General features: G+C 36.1%; 20 protein-coding genes. 4 read left to right on the top strand and 16 right to left on the bottom strand.

What is annotated here, in order from left to right:
* Window positions 1-33 precede the first annotated feature (33 nt).
* Window positions 34-2,097, bottom strand: a complete 2,064-nt coding sequence (ptsG, locus tag DET63_RS15360; protein ID WP_113937147.1) for a PTS glucose transporter subunit IIABC — start codon at window positions 2,095-2,097, stop codon at window positions 34-36.
* A 340-nt stretch (window positions 2,098-2,437) separates the two neighbouring features.
* A complete protein-coding gene (gene glcT, locus DET63_RS15355) occupies window positions 2,438-3,286 on the bottom strand; it encodes a glucose PTS transporter transcription antiterminator GlcT (RefSeq protein WP_002088428.1) in 849 nt (282 codons plus the stop codon).
* 165 nt (window positions 3,287-3,451) lie between these two features.
* Here glcT and DET63_RS15350 point away from each other — a divergent pair, with 165 nt between their 5' ends.
* Window positions 3,452-4,270 (top strand): HAD family hydrolase, encoded by an 819-nt coding sequence (locus DET63_RS15350; protein ID WP_113937146.1) that lies wholly within the window; start codon window positions 3,452-3,454, stop codon window positions 4,268-4,270.
* Between the two features lie 73 nt (window positions 4,271-4,343).
* On the opposite strand, the gene phnF is transcribed toward DET63_RS15350, so the two are convergent.
* From phnF to DET63_RS15315, 6 genes are all read right to left on the bottom strand, one after another.
* Window positions 4,344-5,075: a phosphonate metabolism transcriptional regulator PhnF gene (gene phnF, locus DET63_RS15345; protein WP_113937145.1), complete on the bottom strand. Its 732-nt coding sequence runs from the start codon at window positions 5,073-5,075 to the stop codon at window positions 4,344-4,346.
* Window positions 5,005-5,793 carry a glucosamine-6-phosphate deaminase gene (gene nagB / locus DET63_RS15340; RefSeq protein ID WP_002033913.1) on the bottom strand — a complete coding sequence of 263 codons (789 nt, stop codon included), beginning with the start codon at window positions 5,791-5,793 and terminating at the stop codon, window positions 5,005-5,007. The genes phnF and nagB overlap by 71 nt, the downstream gene beginning before the upstream one ends.
* A gap of 4 nt (window positions 5,794-5,797) precedes the next feature.
* Window positions 5,798-6,940 (bottom strand): N-acetylglucosamine-6-phosphate deacetylase, encoded by a 1,143-nt coding sequence (nagA, locus tag DET63_RS15335; RefSeq protein WP_002088433.1) that lies wholly within the window; start codon window positions 6,938-6,940, stop codon window positions 5,798-5,800.
* A 206-nt stretch (window positions 6,941-7,146) separates the two neighbouring features.
* Window positions 7,147-8,049, bottom strand: a complete 903-nt coding sequence (locus DET63_RS15330) for a ComEC/Rec2 family competence protein (protein ID WP_113937144.1) — start codon at window positions 8,047-8,049, stop codon at window positions 7,147-7,149.
* 78 nt (window positions 8,050-8,127) lie between these two features.
* Entirely contained in the window at window positions 8,128-8,700 is a 573-nt protein-coding gene (gene scpB, locus DET63_RS15325; protein ID WP_002088435.1) for an SMC-Scp complex subunit ScpB, read from the bottom strand.
* Between the two features lie 157 nt (window positions 8,701-8,857).
* The gene (locus tag DET63_RS15315) at window positions 8,858-9,601 is read right to left on the bottom strand and encodes a segregation/condensation protein A (protein WP_113937143.1); all 744 of its coding nucleotides are present in this window, start codon (window positions 9,599-9,601) and stop codon (window positions 8,858-8,860) included.
* 169 nt (window positions 9,602-9,770) lie between these two features.
* Between DET63_RS15315 and DET63_RS15310 the strand changes: the two genes are divergently transcribed.
* The gene (locus DET63_RS15310; RefSeq protein WP_000510194.1) at window positions 9,771-9,866 is read left to right on the top strand and encodes a YjcZ family sporulation protein; all 96 of its coding nucleotides are present in this window, start codon (window positions 9,771-9,773) and stop codon (window positions 9,864-9,866) included.
* A 99-nt stretch (window positions 9,867-9,965) separates the two neighbouring features.
* Window positions 9,966-10,484 (top strand): DUF309 domain-containing protein, encoded by a 519-nt coding sequence (locus DET63_RS15305; protein WP_113937142.1) that lies wholly within the window; start codon window positions 9,966-9,968, stop codon window positions 10,482-10,484.
* Between the two features lie 19 nt (window positions 10,485-10,503).
* Here the strand turns inward: DET63_RS15305 and ribT are convergent, their stop codons facing one another.
* Both ribT and DET63_RS15295 read right to left on the bottom strand, forming a co-directional pair.
* Window positions 10,504-10,872 (bottom strand): GNAT family N-acetyltransferase RibT, encoded by a 369-nt coding sequence (gene ribT, locus DET63_RS15300; RefSeq protein WP_000908403.1) that lies wholly within the window; start codon window positions 10,870-10,872, stop codon window positions 10,504-10,506.
* Window positions 10,873-11,357: 485 nt separating this feature from the next.
* The gene (locus tag DET63_RS15295; RefSeq protein ID WP_000853785.1) at window positions 11,358-11,795 is read right to left on the bottom strand and encodes a peptidylprolyl isomerase; all 438 of its coding nucleotides are present in this window, start codon (window positions 11,793-11,795) and stop codon (window positions 11,358-11,360) included.
* A gap of 187 nt (window positions 11,796-11,982) precedes the next feature.
* Here DET63_RS15295 and DET63_RS15290 point away from each other — a divergent pair, with 187 nt between their 5' ends.
* Window positions 11,983-12,849, top strand: a complete 867-nt coding sequence (locus DET63_RS15290) for a DUF1002 domain-containing protein (RefSeq protein ID WP_002014912.1) — start codon at window positions 11,983-11,985, stop codon at window positions 12,847-12,849.
* 32 nt (window positions 12,850-12,881) lie between these two features.
* Here the strand turns inward: DET63_RS15290 and DET63_RS15285 are convergent, their stop codons facing one another.
* From DET63_RS15285 to spoVAC, 6 genes are all read right to left on the bottom strand, one after another.
* Window positions 12,882-13,685, bottom strand: coding sequence for a Cof-type HAD-IIB family hydrolase (locus DET63_RS15285; protein ID WP_002067045.1), 804 nt, complete (start codon window positions 13,683-13,685; stop codon window positions 12,882-12,884).
* A gap of 95 nt (window positions 13,686-13,780) precedes the next feature.
* On the bottom strand, window positions 13,781-15,253 hold the full coding sequence (gene spoVAF / locus DET63_RS15280; protein WP_113937141.1) for a spore germination protein SpoVAF: 1,473 nt from the start codon (window positions 15,251-15,253) through the stop codon (window positions 13,781-13,783).
* Window positions 15,240-15,809 carry a stage V sporulation protein SpoVABEA gene (gene spoVAEA / locus DET63_RS15275; RefSeq protein WP_002088445.1) on the bottom strand — a complete coding sequence of 190 codons (570 nt, stop codon included), beginning with the start codon at window positions 15,807-15,809 and terminating at the stop codon, window positions 15,240-15,242. Before spoVAEA ends, spoVAF begins: the two co-directional genes overlap by 14 nt.
* 5 nt (window positions 15,810-15,814) lie before the next feature.
* Window positions 15,815-16,165: a stage V sporulation protein AE gene (gene spoVAE, locus DET63_RS15270; RefSeq protein ID WP_113937140.1), complete on the bottom strand. Its 351-nt coding sequence runs from the start codon at window positions 16,163-16,165 to the stop codon at window positions 15,815-15,817.
* Between the two features lie 3 nt (window positions 16,166-16,168).
* On the bottom strand, window positions 16,169-17,185 hold the full coding sequence (gene spoVAD, locus DET63_RS15265; RefSeq protein WP_002088448.1) for a stage V sporulation protein AD: 1,017 nt from the start codon (window positions 17,183-17,185) through the stop codon (window positions 16,169-16,171).
* Window positions 17,186-17,198: 13 nt separating this feature from the next.
* Window positions 17,199-17,657, bottom strand: a complete 459-nt coding sequence (spoVAC, locus tag DET63_RS15260; RefSeq protein WP_113937139.1) for a stage V sporulation protein AC — start codon at window positions 17,655-17,657, stop codon at window positions 17,199-17,201.
* Window positions 17,658-17,665: the final 8 nt, after the last annotated feature.

The raw sequence follows: 17,665 nt of genomic DNA, 5'->3' as shown, positions 1-17,665 counted from the left end.
CTATTATAATTATAAACATTTTGCGTCAAATTCCTACTGAATGTCAATAATAGCGTTTTCGCCCTTCTTAACATTTCCATCTTTTTTCAATTCGACTTGTTGCCCTTGTTGTAAATTCGTAAAGACGATTGGTGTAATAATAGATGGTGCATTTTCTTTTACAAATGTAAGATCTACTTTTAATAATGGTTGTCCTTGCTTCACTTTATCACCTTGTGCTACAAGCGCTTCAAAGCCTTCACCATTTAATTTTACAGTATCAATACCGAAGTGGATTAAAATTTCTTTTCCGCCTTCAGACTGAATACCAATCGCATGTTTTGTAGGGAATACATTTACAATCTCACCATTAACCGGAGAAACTACTGTTCCTTCTGTTGGCTCAATCGCAAATCCATCTCCCATCATTTTCCCTGAGAATACTTGGTCAGGTACTTCTGTAATCGGTAAGATTTTCCCTTCAATTGGTGAAACGATTGTTTCATTTTCATCAACCTGTTGAGGAGCTTCTTCCGCTTTTACAGGCGCTTCTTTTTCAACATGAGGTGTACGACCTGACATAATATCATGAATTTGTGATTTTAATGTGTCAGATTTCGGTCCGAAAATAGCTTGAATGTTATTTCCAACTTCAAGTACACCGGCTGCTCCAAGCTCTTTTAAGCGGTCTTTATTTACATTTTTTTGTTCGTTAACTTGAACACGTAAACGAGTAATACAAGCATCTAACGAAGCAATGTTTTCTTTACCACCAAGTGCTACTAATACTTCACGTGGAAGTTCTCCTGCTTCTGTTTTCCCTGCGCCTTCATTAGCATTCGCTACTTCACGACCAGGTGTTTTTAAGTTCCATTTACGGATTGCGAAACGGAATCCGAAGTAGTAAATCACTGCTAGTACAAGACCAACAATAATTACCCACCACCATGCCGTACGACCTGGTAGTACACCGAATAATATGAAGTCAATTAAACCACCAGAGAATGTCATACCAATTTTAACACCTAAAATTTGCATTGTCATAAATGATAGACCAGCGAATACTGCATGAATTCCGAATAATACTGGTGCTACGAATAAGAATGAAAATTCAAGCGGTTCTGTAATACCTGTTAAGAAAGATGTTAATGCAGCAGATCCTAAAATACCAGCTGCTAATTTTTTATTTTCTGGACGTGCTTCATGGTACATTGCTAAAGCTGCTGCTGGAAGACCGAACATCATGAACGGGTACTTACCAGTTGTAAATGTACCTGCTGTTAATTCTACGCCGTCTTTTAACTGTGCCATAAAGATTTTTTGGTCACCACGGATTAATTCGCCAGCTGCATTTGTATACTGACCGAATTCGAACCAGAACGGTGAATAGAAAATATGATGTAATCCAAATGGAATTAATGAACGTTCGATTAAACCGAATATAAATGCTGCTATCGTTCTATTTGCATCAATCATTTGATGTGAGAACGTATTTAATCCACCCTGAATGTATGGCCAAATGAAGCACATGATAATACCTACCACTAAAGAGAATGTTGCAGTTGCGATCGGTACGAAACGCTTACCTGCAAAGAAACCTAAGTATGATGGTAATTCAATGTTGAAGTATTTATTATAGCAATATGCCGCTACTATCCCGACGATAATACCACCAAACACTCCTGTTTGCAGCGTTGGAATTCCTAATACGTTTGCATATGCTGGATCTGAAAATCCAATTTTCACTGGATCTGTTCCAGTGCTTGTTACTTTCACTAGTTTATCTACTTCTAAGAACACACTCATCGTTTTGTTCATAATTAAGTAGCCGACGAACGCTGCTAAACCAGCTACTCCGTCTCCACCAGCTAAACCGATTGCTACCCCAACTGCGAATAATAGTGCAAGGTTAGCGAAAATAATATCGCCAGATTGTTCCATAATTTTTGCAACCATTACGAACCAATCTGCTTTTAAAGCAGGAATAACATTTGTTAGTTGTGGATTTTGAAATGCATTACCAAATCCAAGTAAAATACCTGCTGCCGGTAAAATCGCTACTGGAAGCATAAGCGCTTTTCCGACTTTTTGAAGAACACCAAAGATCTTCTTAAACATGGAAACCCTTCCTCTCTTATCTATATTGATACTTTTCGACAAACGCCAAAAAGGCATGAGGAAAAAAAAGATAGAACGATAGCTATACAAAGGGTAGTATGTCCCTTTCTTTAGCTTACATTCCCAACTTTTCTCCACTCATGCCTGATCGAATCAGTAACACGTGTCAAAAATAGGATTACGTATAAGTTCACTATAATTAAAGCAAACGTTTTCGTTATTTACCTTAATGTGTTTGTCGAATTTTGTATAACTTTGCAATAGTTATTATACATAACTATTGTAAGCGATTCAATCATTTTTTTTAACGTTTTCATTTTAGACAAAAATATATGTCTTTTTACACATGTTCTACTTTCACTAATCGTTGTAAATGCATCGTTAAATAAATACTCTCCGCTTCATATACAGGAAGTTGTAATTCTTTCTGCATTACTTTGACTAGTTTCCACGCCAAATTATAACAAACTGGATATTCCAACTTTAATAAATCAGCAAAACTCTGTGCTTCTTCTACTTTTTCTCCTTTTTTCACCCGCTCAATAGCATATTGTAAATGGCGAATAAGGCGTAAATAATGAATGCTTTCTTGGTCTAATGTAATTTGTAGGCTTGTCTCAATTAAAGACACAAGTTGTGCAATAAGACGAGAATTTTGATTAACAGAAGATAAATCAGAGTTTGTAAGCGAGCTATAAATATGGAGTGCGATAAAGCCAACTTCTCCTTCTGGCAATGTAATTTGCAAACGAGAATTTAAAAGTTTCACAACTCCTTCAGCAATTTTATATTCCTCTGGATATAGCATTTTCGTTTCAACTAAAAAAGGATTATCTATTGTAAGTCCTTGTTTCAGCCTTTTAATTGCAAAAGAAATATGATCTGTTAAAGCGATATGAATATGTTCATTTAATGGAGACTCCGCTTTTTCTTGAATGTATAACATAATATCATTCATCAATTCAATTAGCTTTTCACTCACATGTGGTACTAAAAGTTTGTATTGTTCTCGATCACGTTCATTTTTTAAAACAAACATTTTCTCAATTTGTTCTTGCTCCAACACATCTTCAGCCTTTTTCCCAAATCCGATTCCTTTACCGATCACTACTACTTCCTCGTGTTCAGGATGGCTAGCAATGATGACATTATTATTTAAAACTTTTTTAATTTCTAGATAATTACTCATATAACACCACCCTCGTACTTAAATAGCCTACTTTTATGTTACAGAACATTCTTCTTTTTCGTCAATATAAAACATCTACCATTTAATAAAAATTCATTTTTTAGACATGTTTGTATATGATGCGTATAATGTAAGGGCAACTGTACATAGAAAGGAGATTGCAACATGATTAAAATGTTTGTAAGTGATATTGATGGAACGATGATGCAACACGGAGGTTTTATCGACGAAAAAGATGTTATCGCTTTACGCAGCTTAGCTGAACAAAATGTAATTCTTTGCTTTGCTTCTGGAAGACTTGATAATGAAATTGCAGACTTAATGAGAGCGGTTAATACAAATTTCCATCGCATTAGTGTAAATGGTGTTTTTGTATATACACATGAAAATAAACAGCTATTATCTGCAACTTTCGATTCCAGCATTCTTCCAGATTTGTTAGCTATGACAAATGAAGACCCTTATTTCCGTTATGTAAGTGATGAACATAACTACTACATTGAAGAAAAAACACCGTTTATTCATGAACTTGAACAACAAGTAACGATGACTTCTGTTGAAGAACCTAATCTATTACAGAAAATTGATGATACAATTTTTCCAAATAAAATTTCTATCGGTGGAACGAAGGAAAGCTTACAACTCCTTCAAAAAAAGATTGATGAAAAATTCCATGGAAAAGTTAGTACTTTCATTTCAGCTGAACAATGTTTAGATGTAATGCCACCAAATATTAGTAAAGGTTCTGCTATTTCTATTTTATTAAAAGAATTTCAAATACAACCAGAGGAAATTGCTTGCATAGGGGATTCTTATAATGATATTCCAATGTTCTCTTTAACTCCTCACAGTTTTGCTATGTCTCAAGCAGATGACGCAGTAAAAGAGCACGCTCACTATGTAGTAGATGCTGTCAAAGATGCCGTTAACCAAGTACTTGTTTACAATAAAGAAGCAAATAAAAATACGACTCGATCCTTATAAGGATGAGTCGTATTTTTATTTCTTTACATGTTGAAAACATCAAAGTTCACTGTACTTCACAAACTGAAATATATTACTTGTTACGTGCGATGTTCGTAATAAACTTGTAACGATCCCCACGATAAATACATTTCACATACTCTAACGGTAACTCACCTTCTGAATATGACCATTGGCGCATTACAAGTACAGGCGCCTTTTTAGGAATATGCAGATGTTCAGCTTCATTATCCGTTGCAATTGAAGCTTCAATTGATTGAGTAGCGCGAACAAGCTTAAAGCCCAGTTTTTTCTCTAAATGTTCATATAAAGATTGTTGCAATATTTCTTCGTTAATATCTTTCACAAGAGTTGGCGACAAATATGTCGTCTCAAATGCAATCGGTTCTTCATCAGCTAAGCGCGTACGCCTCACTTCATAAACCGATTCTCCCTCTTGTATTCTCAGCCGGTCTGCTATTTTAGCAGTAGCTGGAACTAGGCGGAAACTTAATAACTGGCTGCTCGGTTTCATACCACGAGAAATCATATCTTCTGTGAATCCCGTCATTCCTTGCAACTTTTGCTCCACTTTCGGAAGTTGGACGAACGTTCCAATCCCACGTTTCCGGTATAAATAACCTTGTTCCACTAAGTTATTAATCGCCTGTCTGATTGTCATACGACTCACTTCGAACTTATCACAAAGTTCATTCTCAGATGGAATTTTATCTCCCGGCTTCCATTCGCCTTCCTCAATTAGCTGTTTCACCCACTCTTGAATCTGATAATAGATCGGAAATGGTGAATACTTGTCGATGTTCATCAGCAATCGCCTCACTGCATAAAGATAGAGCTTCTGGATCTGCGATTACGGTTACATTCGGATGACGTTGTAAAACTGTAGCAGGACACGCCTCACTATATTCACCTTGCAATAATTCTTTAATAGCTTCTGCCTTTTTAGATCCCATAGCAACAAGTAGAATTTGTTTCGCTTTCATAATACTTCCAATTCCCATTGTAATCGCATGAGTCGGCACATCTTCTTCATTTTCAAAGAAGCGAAGGTTTGCTTGGCGTGTAGATTCTGTTAATTCTACAATGTTAGTTGGAGAATTAAATGGTGTTCCTGGCTCATTAAATCCGATGTGACCGTTTTCACCGATTCCAAGAATCTGTAAGTCAACTGGGTTAGCTACTAGAATGCCTTCATAACGCTTGCACTCTTCCTCTAAATCACTTGCCATCCCATTCGGTACATAAGTTTGTTTAAATGGAAGATGATCAAACAACTGTTCTTGCATGAAATAGTGATAGCTGTTTTTATCTTCGTGTGGTAAATTTACGTACTCATCTAAGTTTACAGTGGTTGCATGACTTGTATCAAGTTTATTTTTTCGCATTTCTGCATAAATACCTAATGGAGAGCTTCCTGTAGCCATTCCTAAAGTTGGATTTTCTTTTGATTTTACAACCTCTTTAATTAACTTATAACCTGCTTCTGCTAATTCTTCTGGAGTTTTTACAACAAGAATATTCATCTAATTACTTCCCTTCCTTCATATGAATTCCTAAACGAACCGTATCATATACATGTAATTCTTCAGTCATAACAACAAAGTCTGCATCTTTACCTACCGCTAACGCGCCTTTATTATTTAATCCAAATTCTTCTGCTTGGTTAACTGATGTCATTAACACTGCCTCCTCGATTGAACATCCTGTAAATTCAATTACATTTCGGAAAGCTTGATCCATTTTTAAAATACTACCAGCTAACGTTCCATCTTCTAATCGGGCACTGCCATCTTTTACATGTACTGGCTGTCCGCCAAGCTCATATAATCCTTCTTCAAGACCTTTTGCACGCATTGCATCTGTAATGACACTTACTTTTTTCGGTCCTTTTAATTTATATGCTAATTTCACCATATCAGGGTGAATGTGAATACCATCTGTAATTACTTCAACCATTACATCTGGATTTAATAACACATGACCAACAACACCTGGTTCACGATGATGTAATCCACGCATTTGGTTGTATAAATGTGTTGCATGTGTAATTTTTCTATTTTTCAGTTGTGCATCAATCGCATCTGTATGCCCCATTGTGCCAACAACACCTGTTTCAGCAAGATACTGTTCAAACTCTAACGCACCTTCTTCTTCCGGTGCATATGTTACTAATTTAATTAGATTACCGCTTGCTTCCTGCCATTGTTTAAATTGCTCGATACTCGCAGGAACAATATGTTCAAGTGGTTGTGCACCCGCACGTTTTTTTGAAACATATGGTCCTTCTAAGTGAATATATTCGAAATGTGCTCCTTTGTCTTTCGCTTCCTTCGCAGCACTTAGCGCCGCTTCAATCGCTTCTGGAGCTTGTGTCATTGTTGTTGGGAAGTAAGTTGTAACTCCTTCTTTTAACATTTCTTTACCAAGAGTTACTAATCCATCGCTATTTGCATCCATCGCATCAATATCGTATCCACCATGAATATGAACATCAATCATACCTGGAATCACAATCTTTCCTGCCACATCTAACACAGTTTCATTTTCTTGTGATACATATTGAGCCATCAAACCAATTTCTTTAACTGTTTCTGTGTAACGAATAAATCCGTTTTCCACTACTTCTTTACCTGTATAAATTTCGGCATTGATGACAACTTGCGTTTTCATTTTCATCGACCCTTTCCCATGAAATACCTACTTATTATTATTACCTTATTCGCCTAATTCCATCTTAATATACACACAAGTAGTTGTCTATACATTCTAATGAAATTTCCTCTTCGTTCAGCGAAAAAAGGAAATTGATTTCTTTTTCATTCTAATATATATTATCCATTTTTACCAAAATGGATAATAACCTCTTATATAATTAGTTACTTAAGTAATGGCATAAGACCGCTTGCCCCCATAGTAATATGTTCACCATCTGTTTCTATTTCCACAGTTCGCTTGTTTGTTCCATATATCATTATACCACGCTGTTTTAATCGTCTTACTACACTTTGATGAGGATGCCCATACGGATTTCTACTCCCGTACGAAAGAATAGCGAATTGTGGATCCACTTTTTTTAAGAATGTTTCACTCGTTGAAGTATACGAGCCATGATGCCCAACTTTTAATACATCTGCATGTACATCAAATTGCTTTAATATTTCATTTTCCGTCCGTATATCAGCATCACCCATTAATAAAAAGTCCGCTTTACCATATCGAATCTTTAACACAATTGAGGACTCGTTATTCTCGTCTTTCGATTTACCATTGTTTAATACTTGTATAGCAACATGTGGATCTAACGGTATATATTGTCCTTCCTTCACTGAAATGAAAGGTATGCCCCTTTTTTTAATATTATTCCGATACGTATGATAAGTAAATGAACTATATGTTTTTCCACTATCTAATACGAGTGAAACCGGCATTTGTTCTACAATTGGAATAAGCCCCCCTATATGGTCCATATCAGGATGAGTACTTACAATCACATCTAAATGATTAATTCCTTTTTCAATTAGTTTTTGAATAATAACCTCTCCTGCTTCATAAGGGCCCCCATCTATTAACATCGTTTGACCATTTGGCAATGTAATAAGTGTCGCATCACCTTGTCCAACTTTTAAAAAACTCACTTTCATTTTACCAAAATGTTGCCGATGCATATGTATAGAAGACGCAGTATGAATAGACATCATATATCTTTTAGCCGATGCGCTGTTTAACGAAAAACATAATAAAACAGAAACCAACAATAGAATACTCCGTACACCTTTCATAACTCGTCTCCTTTTTTCATTTAGTATGGCACGCTCTGTAATTGATATACAAAAAAAGCTTAGCAAAATGCTAAGCTTTTATTTTGATAATTCCTGTAAAGAACCAAAGAATAAATCTGCTTCATTCATTTGTTCATTTTCTTCCGAAAGAGGTGGTAAATCATCTAATGTTTTCAATCCAAACGTATCTAAAAATTCTTTCGTCGTTCCGTATAAAATAGGGCGCCCTGGTCCTTCCGCTCTTCCCGTTTCTTTTATAAGTAAGTGTGAAACTAACGTTTGTAATGCCTTATCTGTTTTCACTCCTCGAATCTCTTCCATTTCTGTTCTTGTAATCGGTTGACGGTACGCAACGATTGCCAACGTTTCAAGAGCTGCTTGAGACAGTGAAGCCGTTGTTGGGGTATTTATTAATTTTTGATAGTATGCAGCATGTTCTTTCTTTGTTGCAAAACGATACACTTTTGCATATTGTACAATTTGCAGCCCTCGATTCGATCCTTCACATTCTTTTTGCATTTCCTCTATACTGTTTATTACTTCTTCCACTTCAACTTCCAGAACTTTAGCTATCTGTTCCGGATAAATCCCTTCGTCACCTGCAACAAATAAAAGTCCTTCAATAATCGCTTTTTGTTCTTTTCTATCCATTTTACGAACTCCTTCCTCCTATTTTCCATAAAAATACACATAAAAAAACCGAATCACAGTAAATGCGTTCGGTTCAATATTTCTTCTCTCGTTCCAAACGATACATTAAAACCTAACATAAGATAAAATATTTCTATCCCATTTTCACATACCAACTCTATACGGATTTATTAGAGCTTAACACGAAAATTTCATCAAAATTATGTTCTTGCTCAATTATGATTTGTTGATTTTTCATTAGCTCAAGAACCGCTAAAAATGTTACAACCATTATTTCACGTTCTTCATCAGCAAACAAATCATAAAAGCTTTGACGACCGCCTTTTACTTCTAACTGTTGTATAATATCAGTCATTCGCTGTGCAATTGGTATTTCTTGGCGAGTAATTCGCGTTGTTACGGGGGTCTTTGCTTTTTTACGACGCATTAGCTTTTGAAATGCCGCTAACATATCATATAACGTAACATCAAGAGGTAAGCTTGTCTCCTCTTCTTGTTGAAATGATGTAAAATCAATTGGCGGACGTGTATATAGCTGTGCTCTTTCTTGTTCTCTTTCTTTTAACTCAGTAGCAACTTGCTTATATTTCTTATATTCAATTAACCTCTCCATCAATTCTTGACGAGGGTCATCTATAAAGTCTTCACCGTTATCAGGTACATCTTCTTCTTGTTTCGGTAACAACATTTTACTTTTAATTTGCAATAACGTTGCAGCCATTACTAAATACTCACTGGCAACATCTAATTGTAATTCTTTCATCGTATGGACATAAGATAGATATTGCTCTGTAATTTCCGCTACAGGAATATTATATATATCAATTTCGTAACGATGTATTAAGTGTAACAATAGATCTAAAGGCCCTTCAAAAGCCTCTACTTTAAAATTATACTGCACAAAGCATCCCACCACATTTTTTCTATAACAACATAAGTATAGAGCATACTCATGTTCTATCCAACCTTTTTAAGAAATTTAATTAAAAATAGACCTATGCCCATGTCATAATGCCCACCGCTTCATATGATAACAATGTAGTAAGAACAATGTAGGAGGTCAAAAAACTATGGGTCACGTTGATTGCGGTTTTAGCGGTGGGTTCGCATTACTTGTTGTACTGTTCATTTTACTAATCATTGTAGGAGCAGCTTGCTTCTGCTAATAGGACGCAATAAAGCGACTAGGGATATTTCCCTAGTCGCTTATTGTTAATATTTCTATGATAAACTGTACATATAACCGTTAGACAGGAGCGAAAAAAATGTATCCTACCGAGTACATACAATTTTTAATTCATTTTCACGGAGACTATGATTATTTTGAATGTCATGAAATATTAGAAGAGTATTGGAAATTAAAACCTAGAGGAGAACGCGACAATTACTTAGTCGGTCTCATTCAAATTGCTGTTTCCTTATACCATCACAGACGATCCAACTGGAATGGTGCAGAGAAGATGATAAAAAGCGCAATAGCACTTTTAGAAAAGAACAGTACATCTTTACATCAATTAGGAATAGATCATAAACAACTTATGTTCTTATTAAATGAAAGATTACACTCTATCCACAAAAAGGAAATTTTCACGCCGTTATTTTTACCCTTATTAGACGTATCGTTAGAAAAACAATGCATACAGTTATGTAAGAAACAAAACCTCTCTTGGAAAGATGTGAACGTCATTCCTGATGAATACATCATAAATAAGCACACATTGCGTGATCGAACAGAAGTCATTTCTGAACGACACGAGCAACTACAAAAAAGAAAGCAGAGATAATAAACACTTATCCCTGCTTTCATGAATGTATATTTTGTTCAAGCTCTTTACACTTTTTGCAAAAACTTGCTGTTTGCTCATTTCCGCAAATTGTAAACTCAAGAAATTTACTCTTAAGCTCTTGAACCATCTTCGTCCCAATCCCCATATGACGGTGAGACGGATTCACGCTCAAATGCTGAATTTCCAATACCTGATCTTCTTTTTTTATAATCCCCATTATCCCAACAAAATCTTCATTTTGTTTCCACAAATACAATTGCCAATCCTCTTTCGCTTCATATTCTTTCATTGTCAATTGTAATGTTTTTACATCTTTTTCAGTTGGCATAAATGAAAGAAGCCCCATTGCAATTTTTTCATAACTTTTTTTAAAACGAATTAACATAACCCTTATCCCTTCTTACAAAAGTTACAAACTATTTATCCCCTCAATCACTCTTTTCATATCACATTCATTCTACAATATTTTTACAAGAGTGAGAAGAGGCTGAAACAACTTGATAATCATACAAAGCGTTAAGAAGAAAGTCAAATATATGTTTCCACGCTATTTCTTTCTATTACACCGCTCAAAAAAGAGACAATACTATATAGGAACTATAAGGAAAATCCCTTTCTCATCACATTTCACTTATTAACCACTTTTGAACAAAGTAGTTCTACTAAAAGCAATATGTTAAGAGAAATACATTTATTGAAGCATATAATTCGTACTCCATTCTATGTATTTTGTTAAAAGTGTGTTCTCATGAACAATATAATTTAACGTTAGTAGCCGTCCTATTTGTGTCATATACTTTAAAATATATACCAATCCCTGTTTATAGGAAATTAAAAAAGAGAGCAAAATCGCTCTCCTTTTCTCGTAACTTATTCTTCCCAAACTTTAACTTCTTTCATTACATCGCCTTGACGCATGTTTAATACTGTTTCAATACCGCTTGTTGCTTTACCGAATACAGTATGTACGCCATCTAAATGCGGTTGTGGCTCATGAACAACAAAGAATTGGCTACCACCTGTGTTACGGCCAGCATGTGCCATAGAAAGTGAGCCAACAAGATGTCTATGAGGATTTCCATCAGTTTCACATGGGATAGAGTAACCTGGGCCACCTGCTCCTGTGCCTGTTGGGTCTCCACCTTGGCTTACGAAGCCAGGAATAACGCGGTGGAATGTCACACCATCATAAAATCCTTGCTCTGCTAATTTTTTAAAGTTTTCTACTGTTTTTGGTGCCTCTTCTGGGAAAAATTCTAAATCGATTTTTTCGCCATTTTCCATTAATATGTATCCTAAAGTTTTCATATGTATATGTCTCCTTTCAACTATCTCAGCACTATATTACCATATTCATGACGAGAAACAAAAAGAATCCGACAATCTGCATACTTCTTTTTTGAAATGTGGAAGAAGCTAGGTGACAAATAAGAAAAATATACTATAATAACTGTGTTGCCCGAAAATTTAAGAAAGAGAAAGGGAGCGATTTTTCGTGAAAACGAAATTACTAGCTCTGCTATTAGCTGTAGCCGTATTTATTATGCCAACAGCTTCATTTGCAGACATCATTGAGGGAGAATCAATTGTTACACTAGGAGAAAACTTATCTGAACAACAGAAACAAGATCTTTTGAAAGAAATGAAAGCACCAAAAGATGCACAAATTATTACTGTATCTAATGCGGAAGAACATAAATTTCTAGAGGGCATCGTTCCAAAAGCGCAAATTGGTACGAGAGCTATTTCCTCTTCTATGATTACATACACAAAACCAGGGTCAGGTCTCATTGTACGCTCAAAAAACATTAATTCGATAACAGATGCAATGTACACAAATGCACTTATTACAGCAGGTGTGAAAGATGCAGAGATTCAAATTACTGCACCATTTAAAGTTTCAGGAACTGCTGCTTTAACAGGTTTAATGAAGGCCTATGAAACAACATCAAACAAAGCCATTCCTGAAGAAGTAAAAAAAGTAGCCAATGAAGAAATGGTACAAACAGCCCAGCTTGGTGATAAAATCGGCGAAGAAAAAGCAGTTCAACTTGTTGCAAAAATTAAAGAAGAAATTGCAAAAGAACAGCCAAAAACAACTGAAGATTTACGTACATTAATTAAAAAAATTGCTGATCAACTCGGTATTACATTAACAGATGAACAGCTGGATAGCCTAGTAGCGTTATTTGATAAAATGAAAAATCTTAATATCGATTGGAACCAAGTTGGTAGCCAATTAGAGAAAGCAAAAGACCATGTGTCTGCCTTCTTAGGATCTGAAGAGGGGCAAAGTTTCCTAGATAAAGTAAAAGATTTCTTCTCTAGTATCATTGATTTCGTTAAATCTTTATTCAAGTAAAAAAAGAAGCTCGCCAGTGACGAGCTTCTTTTTTATACAAGTAACGGTAATTTCATAATAGCTTCTTCAACCGAACGGACAACATGATTTGCTTTCTCCTTCACATACGGATGAGCATGATGGAGGGTGAAGGAGTGCGGGGTTACTTCAAACATAGAAATATCATTGAAAGAATCTCCAATACATGCAACTTCATTTGCTTCAATTTGTAAATGTTCCATTAATCGCTTCAGAGCGCTTCCTTTACTCACACCTCTTGGCATAATGTCAACATATCGCTTACCCGATATAAAGACTTCCGCTTCGCTATGAAATGTATCTCTCAACTCTTGATCTAATGCTACAATTTTTTCTTCTTCGCCAAAAACAAATAATTTCGCAGGATGTACAGTCTTCCCAAATTCCTCTTCTAACTCTTCGATTTCAGCAATATGCACTCCCATATACTCTTCAAAAGTATGGTGATGTTCATTCTTCCTTTTTGTATATCGCTGCTCATTTGCACAAACAATATCTGCTAGTCCCTTTTTATGTATATATCGATATATTTCCTGGGCAACCCCATCTTCAAAACTCGATTCATGAAATACTTTTCCATCCGGTAGTATCATTGTCGCTCCATTTAAACTAGTTGTGTAATACGGGAACGAAAACCTTTTTACCGCCTCATCAATTCGGTGAGTAAAACGACCAGAGGCAAAACAAATATTTGTCCCGTTTTCAGCTAGCCAACAAAGCGCTCGTTCATCTTCTTTTTGCATATCATTCATATTGTAAACGAGTGTATCATCTAAATCACTTACAAATAGTTTAATCATGTCCTCTTCCCCTTCCATACACAATATCTACTCTAATTGTACAAAAAAAATGTTTGATTTTTGTTAAAAAAACAATAAATTTTCAATAAAAAATAAGCGGAGCATAATCCCGCTTATTTTTGTCTTCGCACATTTTGAGGTCTTACAATACTTGGACGAACCTTTAAACTAGACATAGTTGGACGAAGTAAAATTTTCGTTAACGCGCCCCAATCAAACGGTAAAAACGGCCATAAATACGGTGTTTGCAAACTTCTTATAGATGTTAAAAACAGAATCAACATCGTCATTCCAATGACAAATCCCATTTCATGAAATATGCCTGTTAAAATAATGACAAACAATTTTCCGACCTTATTTCCAAGTCCAAGTTCATAACTCGGCGTTGCAAATGACCCAATCATAGAAACGGCTACGTATAAAATAACTTCTGGTACAAACAAACCTACATCAATTGCAATTTGACCAATTAATATGGCAGAAATTAATCCTGCTGCCGACGACAATGATGTCGGTGTATGAATGGCGGCCATTCTTAAAAATTCGAGTCCGACTTCCGCCATCAAAATTTGTAATAAAATCGGTAAATGCGTCATCTTATTTGGTCCAATGAAAGCAAGGCTTTCCGGTAAAAGAGTCGGATCAAAAACAAAAACTAGCCAAAATGGCAGTAAAAATAGCGAAAATATAACACCTAAAAAACGTACCCAACGTAAAAATGTACCTACAGCTGGATTTTGTCTAAACTCTTCTGCATGCTGTAAATGGTGAAAATATGTTGTTGGAGTGATCATAGCACTTGGTGATGTATCAACGAGTACTAACACATGTCCTTCTAACAGATGATTTGCTGCTACATCTGGTCTCTCTGTGTATCGGATAAGCGGGAATGGATTATAACCTTGTTTCACTACAAATTCTTCTACCGTTTTATCCGCCATCGTAATCCCATCTACTTCAATATTATTTAATTCTTGTTTTATAATCTTAACTAAATCCGGATTTGCAACATCTTGTACATATGTAATACAAATATCCGTTTGCGATCTATCCCCTACTCGAATCATTTCATTTCGAAGACGTGGATCGCGTATTCTTCTACGAATTAACGCTGTATTTACAACGATATTTTCAACAAATCCATCCCTTGCACCACGCACTACCTTTTCTGTATCTGGTTCTGTGGGTGTCCGGCCCGGATAACTACGAACATCTATTGCGAACGCTTCAGTTTCACCTTCCACAAATATAACAATGAGTCCTGATAATACTTGGAGCATTACATCATCCATCGTTTTTACTTTACTTACTTGTTGATGAATTAAACGATTCTCTAAAAGCTTTACTGTATCTTCTTCTACATCCCTTATTTCATTTGTATCCACCGCTTCTTCTAAAATAGGGATAATATAATTCGTATCACAAAGTCCATTTACAAATAACACACCAATTTCTTTATTTAAAATTTGAAATTTACGAATGCCAACATCGTATGTAACACCAAGCCCAACTGTTTGCTTTAAATAATTTTCATTATCACTTAAAAAAGATGAAATCGGGATATTCACTTTTTTAGGCTTCGTCATAAAAGCCACTCCTTTCCAAAATTAATTGAATCGCTTTTCTAGTAATAGGTGATCCTCTCTCCCATTCATCATTTCCGCACATCTTGCCAATATCACCGACCCCCACTATGACAGGAACATTCAGACCATCTAAACAATAAATCGTATCCCCACTAATCCTGCCAATTTCACCATCTGGGAGTCCAAATTTATCAACGCCATATTCTGTCAAATTCCCATTCCGATCTACACTTACATCTACACGCGCCCATTCCCAATGATGTGTATTAGATGCTACTGCTAAAATACCGAGTACATCAACTTGTTTATGTGTTGCGACATACTTTAACGCCTTTTCACCAGATCCTTCTCCTATAAATCCGCTGTCATCAAACATGACAAATACAGGGTCATATGGCGTTTGCATAATAAGCTCAACAACTTTCTTCCCTGTCAATTTGGTCGGATTACTTTGCGATGCTGAAATACACCTCCCCCCAAATTCCTTTGTTAACAGCTCAATTGTCCGCTTTGCATATTCATCTCCATCTGTGACCAAAACAACCCTTCGTCTCATTTGATTTATCCTTTCGGTTTACATATAAGTGCAACAAAAAATGAAAATAATATCGCTGCTGAAATCCCCGCAGACGTTAAGCTAAACATGCCGATTCCAATTCCTAAATATCCATGTTTTTCTGCTGCATGCATTGCCCCGTGCAATAGTGAGTGTCCAAAACTTGTAATAGGGACTGTTGCCCCAGCACCTGCAAATTTTATGAGCTGATCGTACAATCCGAATCCGTCTAAAATAGCTCCGGCGACTACAAAAGTTGCCATTAAATGTGCCGGTGTTAACTTTGCGAAATCTAGCAACACTTGTCCAATTACACAAATAGCTCCTCCTACAAGAAATGCATATATAAAATCCACAATTCACTCTCCTTTAACGCTTTCAAACACAACACCATGCGCAATCGTTGGAATCGTTTCCTTCTGTTGCATCATCATGGGGCTTAATAAAGCTCCAGTTGCAACGACAAAAATTCTTTGTAAATTCCCTTTTTGCATTTCACGCAATAAATGGCCGTATGTTACAACAGCTGAACAAGCACAACCACTGCCCCCTGCAAACACTTCTTCTTGATTTGAATTGTAAATCATTAATCCACAATCATTGTATACATTCCCCAAATCATACCCTTCCTCAAGTAAAAGTTGTTTCGCAATTGGTGTCCCAACAGCCGATAAATCACCAGTAACAATAAGATCATAATCAGCTGCACTTCTTCTCAAATCTTCAAAATGTTGTTGAATTGTATGAGCAGCAGCTGGTGCCATCGCTGATCCCATATCTAAAGGATTAGCAATTCCTAAATCTTGCACTTTACCAATTGTTGCTGCTGTTATTTTAATTGCACTCTCCTCATTGCTAATTAATATTGACCCTGCTCCGGTAACAGTTGAGTTTGCTGTCCCTGGCTTTTGTCCTCCGTATTCTGTTGGGGAACGAAATTGTCTTTCAGCCGTCGCATTATGACTACTTACTGTAGCTAAAATACGATTCGCAAATCCACCATCTATAAAAGCTGATCCAATCGCCAAAGTTTCCATTGACGTCGCACAAGCGCTGAACATCCCTAAAAAAGGAATACCATACTCACGAGCAACATAATTTGCTGTCACTGTTTGGTTTAATAAATCTCCCGCTAAAAAGAAATCAATTTGCGATTTTTTTATATTCCCTTTTTGCATCGCTTGTTGAATTGAGTCTGACATTAACCTTCGTTCAGCAAGTTCCCAGTTTTCCTCTCCGCAATGTAAGTCAGAATATGAAATATCAAAATCCTTTCCAAGAGGGCCTTCAGCTTCTTTCGGACCGACAGCAGTACCAGTTGCATTCACGAAGATATCATTTTGAAATACCCACGTTTGTTTTCCTGTCAATCTCATACCCACCCCTCCTTTAAGACATTAAAATTTGAAATGTATATCTTATTAACCCAATAATGTATGCACCGACGACTCCAAATACAATGACACTTCCTGCAAGCTTAAACATGTTAGTAGCGATTCCTAGAACAATCCCTTCACTCCTATGCTCTAGTGCGGCACTCGCCATAGAATTCGCAAATCCAGTAACTGGTACAGCTGATCCCGCTCCAGAAAACTGCCCGATTTTATCATATACACCACACCCTGTTAAAATCGCCGACAATAAAACAAGCGTTGCAACTGTCGGATTTCCCGCCTCTTGTTCACTAAAGTGAAAATAATGTATATAAAATTTCATCAATATTTCTCCGACTGTACAAATGAGTCCACCAACAAGAAATGCCTTCACACAATTTATGAAATAGTTCGATTTTGGATGGTACTCCTTCACTTTATTTATGTAATCGTCCTTCAATTTTCGCCCTGCCATATATATTG

The sequence above is a fragment of the Bacillus sp. DB-2 genome (genome assembly GCF_003315125.1).
In the GTDB taxonomy this organism is placed as follows: Bacteria; Bacillota; Bacilli; order Bacillales; family Bacillaceae_G; genus Bacillus_A; species Bacillus_A mycoides.
The sequence above is the reverse complement of the archived record's forward strand: the minus strand, read 5'-3'. Positions and strand labels throughout refer to the sequence as shown.

Coding starts and splice junctions, on each gene's coding strand:
- ptsG (WP_113937147.1), bottom strand. CDS start 2,097: ATGTTTAAGAAGATCTTTGGTGTTCTTCAAAAAGTCGGAAAAGCGCTT.
- glcT (WP_002088428.1), bottom strand. CDS start 3,286: ATGAGTAATTATCTAGAAATTAAAAAAGTTTTAAATAATAATGTCATC.
- DET63_RS15350 (WP_113937146.1), top strand. CDS start 3,452: ATGATTAAAATGTTTGTAAGTGATATTGATGGAACGATGATGCAACAC.
- phnF (WP_113937145.1), bottom strand. CDS start 5,075: ATGAACATCGACAAGTATTCACCATTTCCGATCTATTATCAGATTCAA.
- nagB (WP_002033913.1), bottom strand. CDS start 5,793: ATGAATATTCTTGTTGTAAAAACTCCAGAAGAATTAGCAGAAGCAGGT.
- nagA (WP_002088433.1), bottom strand. CDS start 6,940: ATGAAAACGCAAGTTGTCATCAATGCCGAAATTTATACAGGTAAAGAA.
- DET63_RS15330 (WP_113937144.1), bottom strand. CDS start 8,049: ATGAAAGGTGTACGGAGTATTCTATTGTTGGTTTCTGTTTTATTATGT.
- scpB (WP_002088435.1), bottom strand. CDS start 8,700: ATGGATAGAAAAGAACAAAAAGCGATTATTGAAGGACTTTTATTTGTT.
- DET63_RS15310 (WP_000510194.1), top strand. CDS start 9,771: ATGGGTCACGTTGATTGCGGTTTTAGCGGTGGGTTCGCATTACTTGTT.
- DET63_RS15305 (WP_113937142.1), top strand. CDS start 9,966: ATGTATCCTACCGAGTACATACAATTTTTAATTCATTTTCACGGAGAC.
- ribT (WP_000908403.1), bottom strand. CDS start 10,872: ATGTTAATTCGTTTTAAAAAAAGTTATGAAAAAATTGCAATGGGGCTT.
- DET63_RS15295 (WP_000853785.1), bottom strand. CDS start 11,795: ATGAAAACTTTAGGATACATATTAATGGAAAATGGCGAAAAAATCGAT.
- DET63_RS15285 (WP_002067045.1), bottom strand. CDS start 13,685: ATGGAAGGGGAAGAGGACATGATTAAACTATTTGTAAGTGATTTAGAT.
- spoVAF (WP_113937141.1), bottom strand. CDS start 15,253: ATGACGAAGCCTAAAAAAGTGAATATCCCGATTTCATCTTTTTTAAGT.
- spoVAEA (WP_002088445.1), bottom strand. CDS start 15,809: ATGAGACGAAGGGTTGTTTTGGTCACAGATGGAGATGAATATGCAAAG.
- spoVAD (WP_002088448.1), bottom strand. CDS start 17,185: ATGAGATTGACAGGAAAACAAACGTGGGTATTTCAAAATGATATCTTC.
- spoVAC (WP_113937139.1), bottom strand. CDS start 17,657: ATGGCAGGGCGAAAATTGAAGGACGATTACATAAATAAAGTGAAGGAG.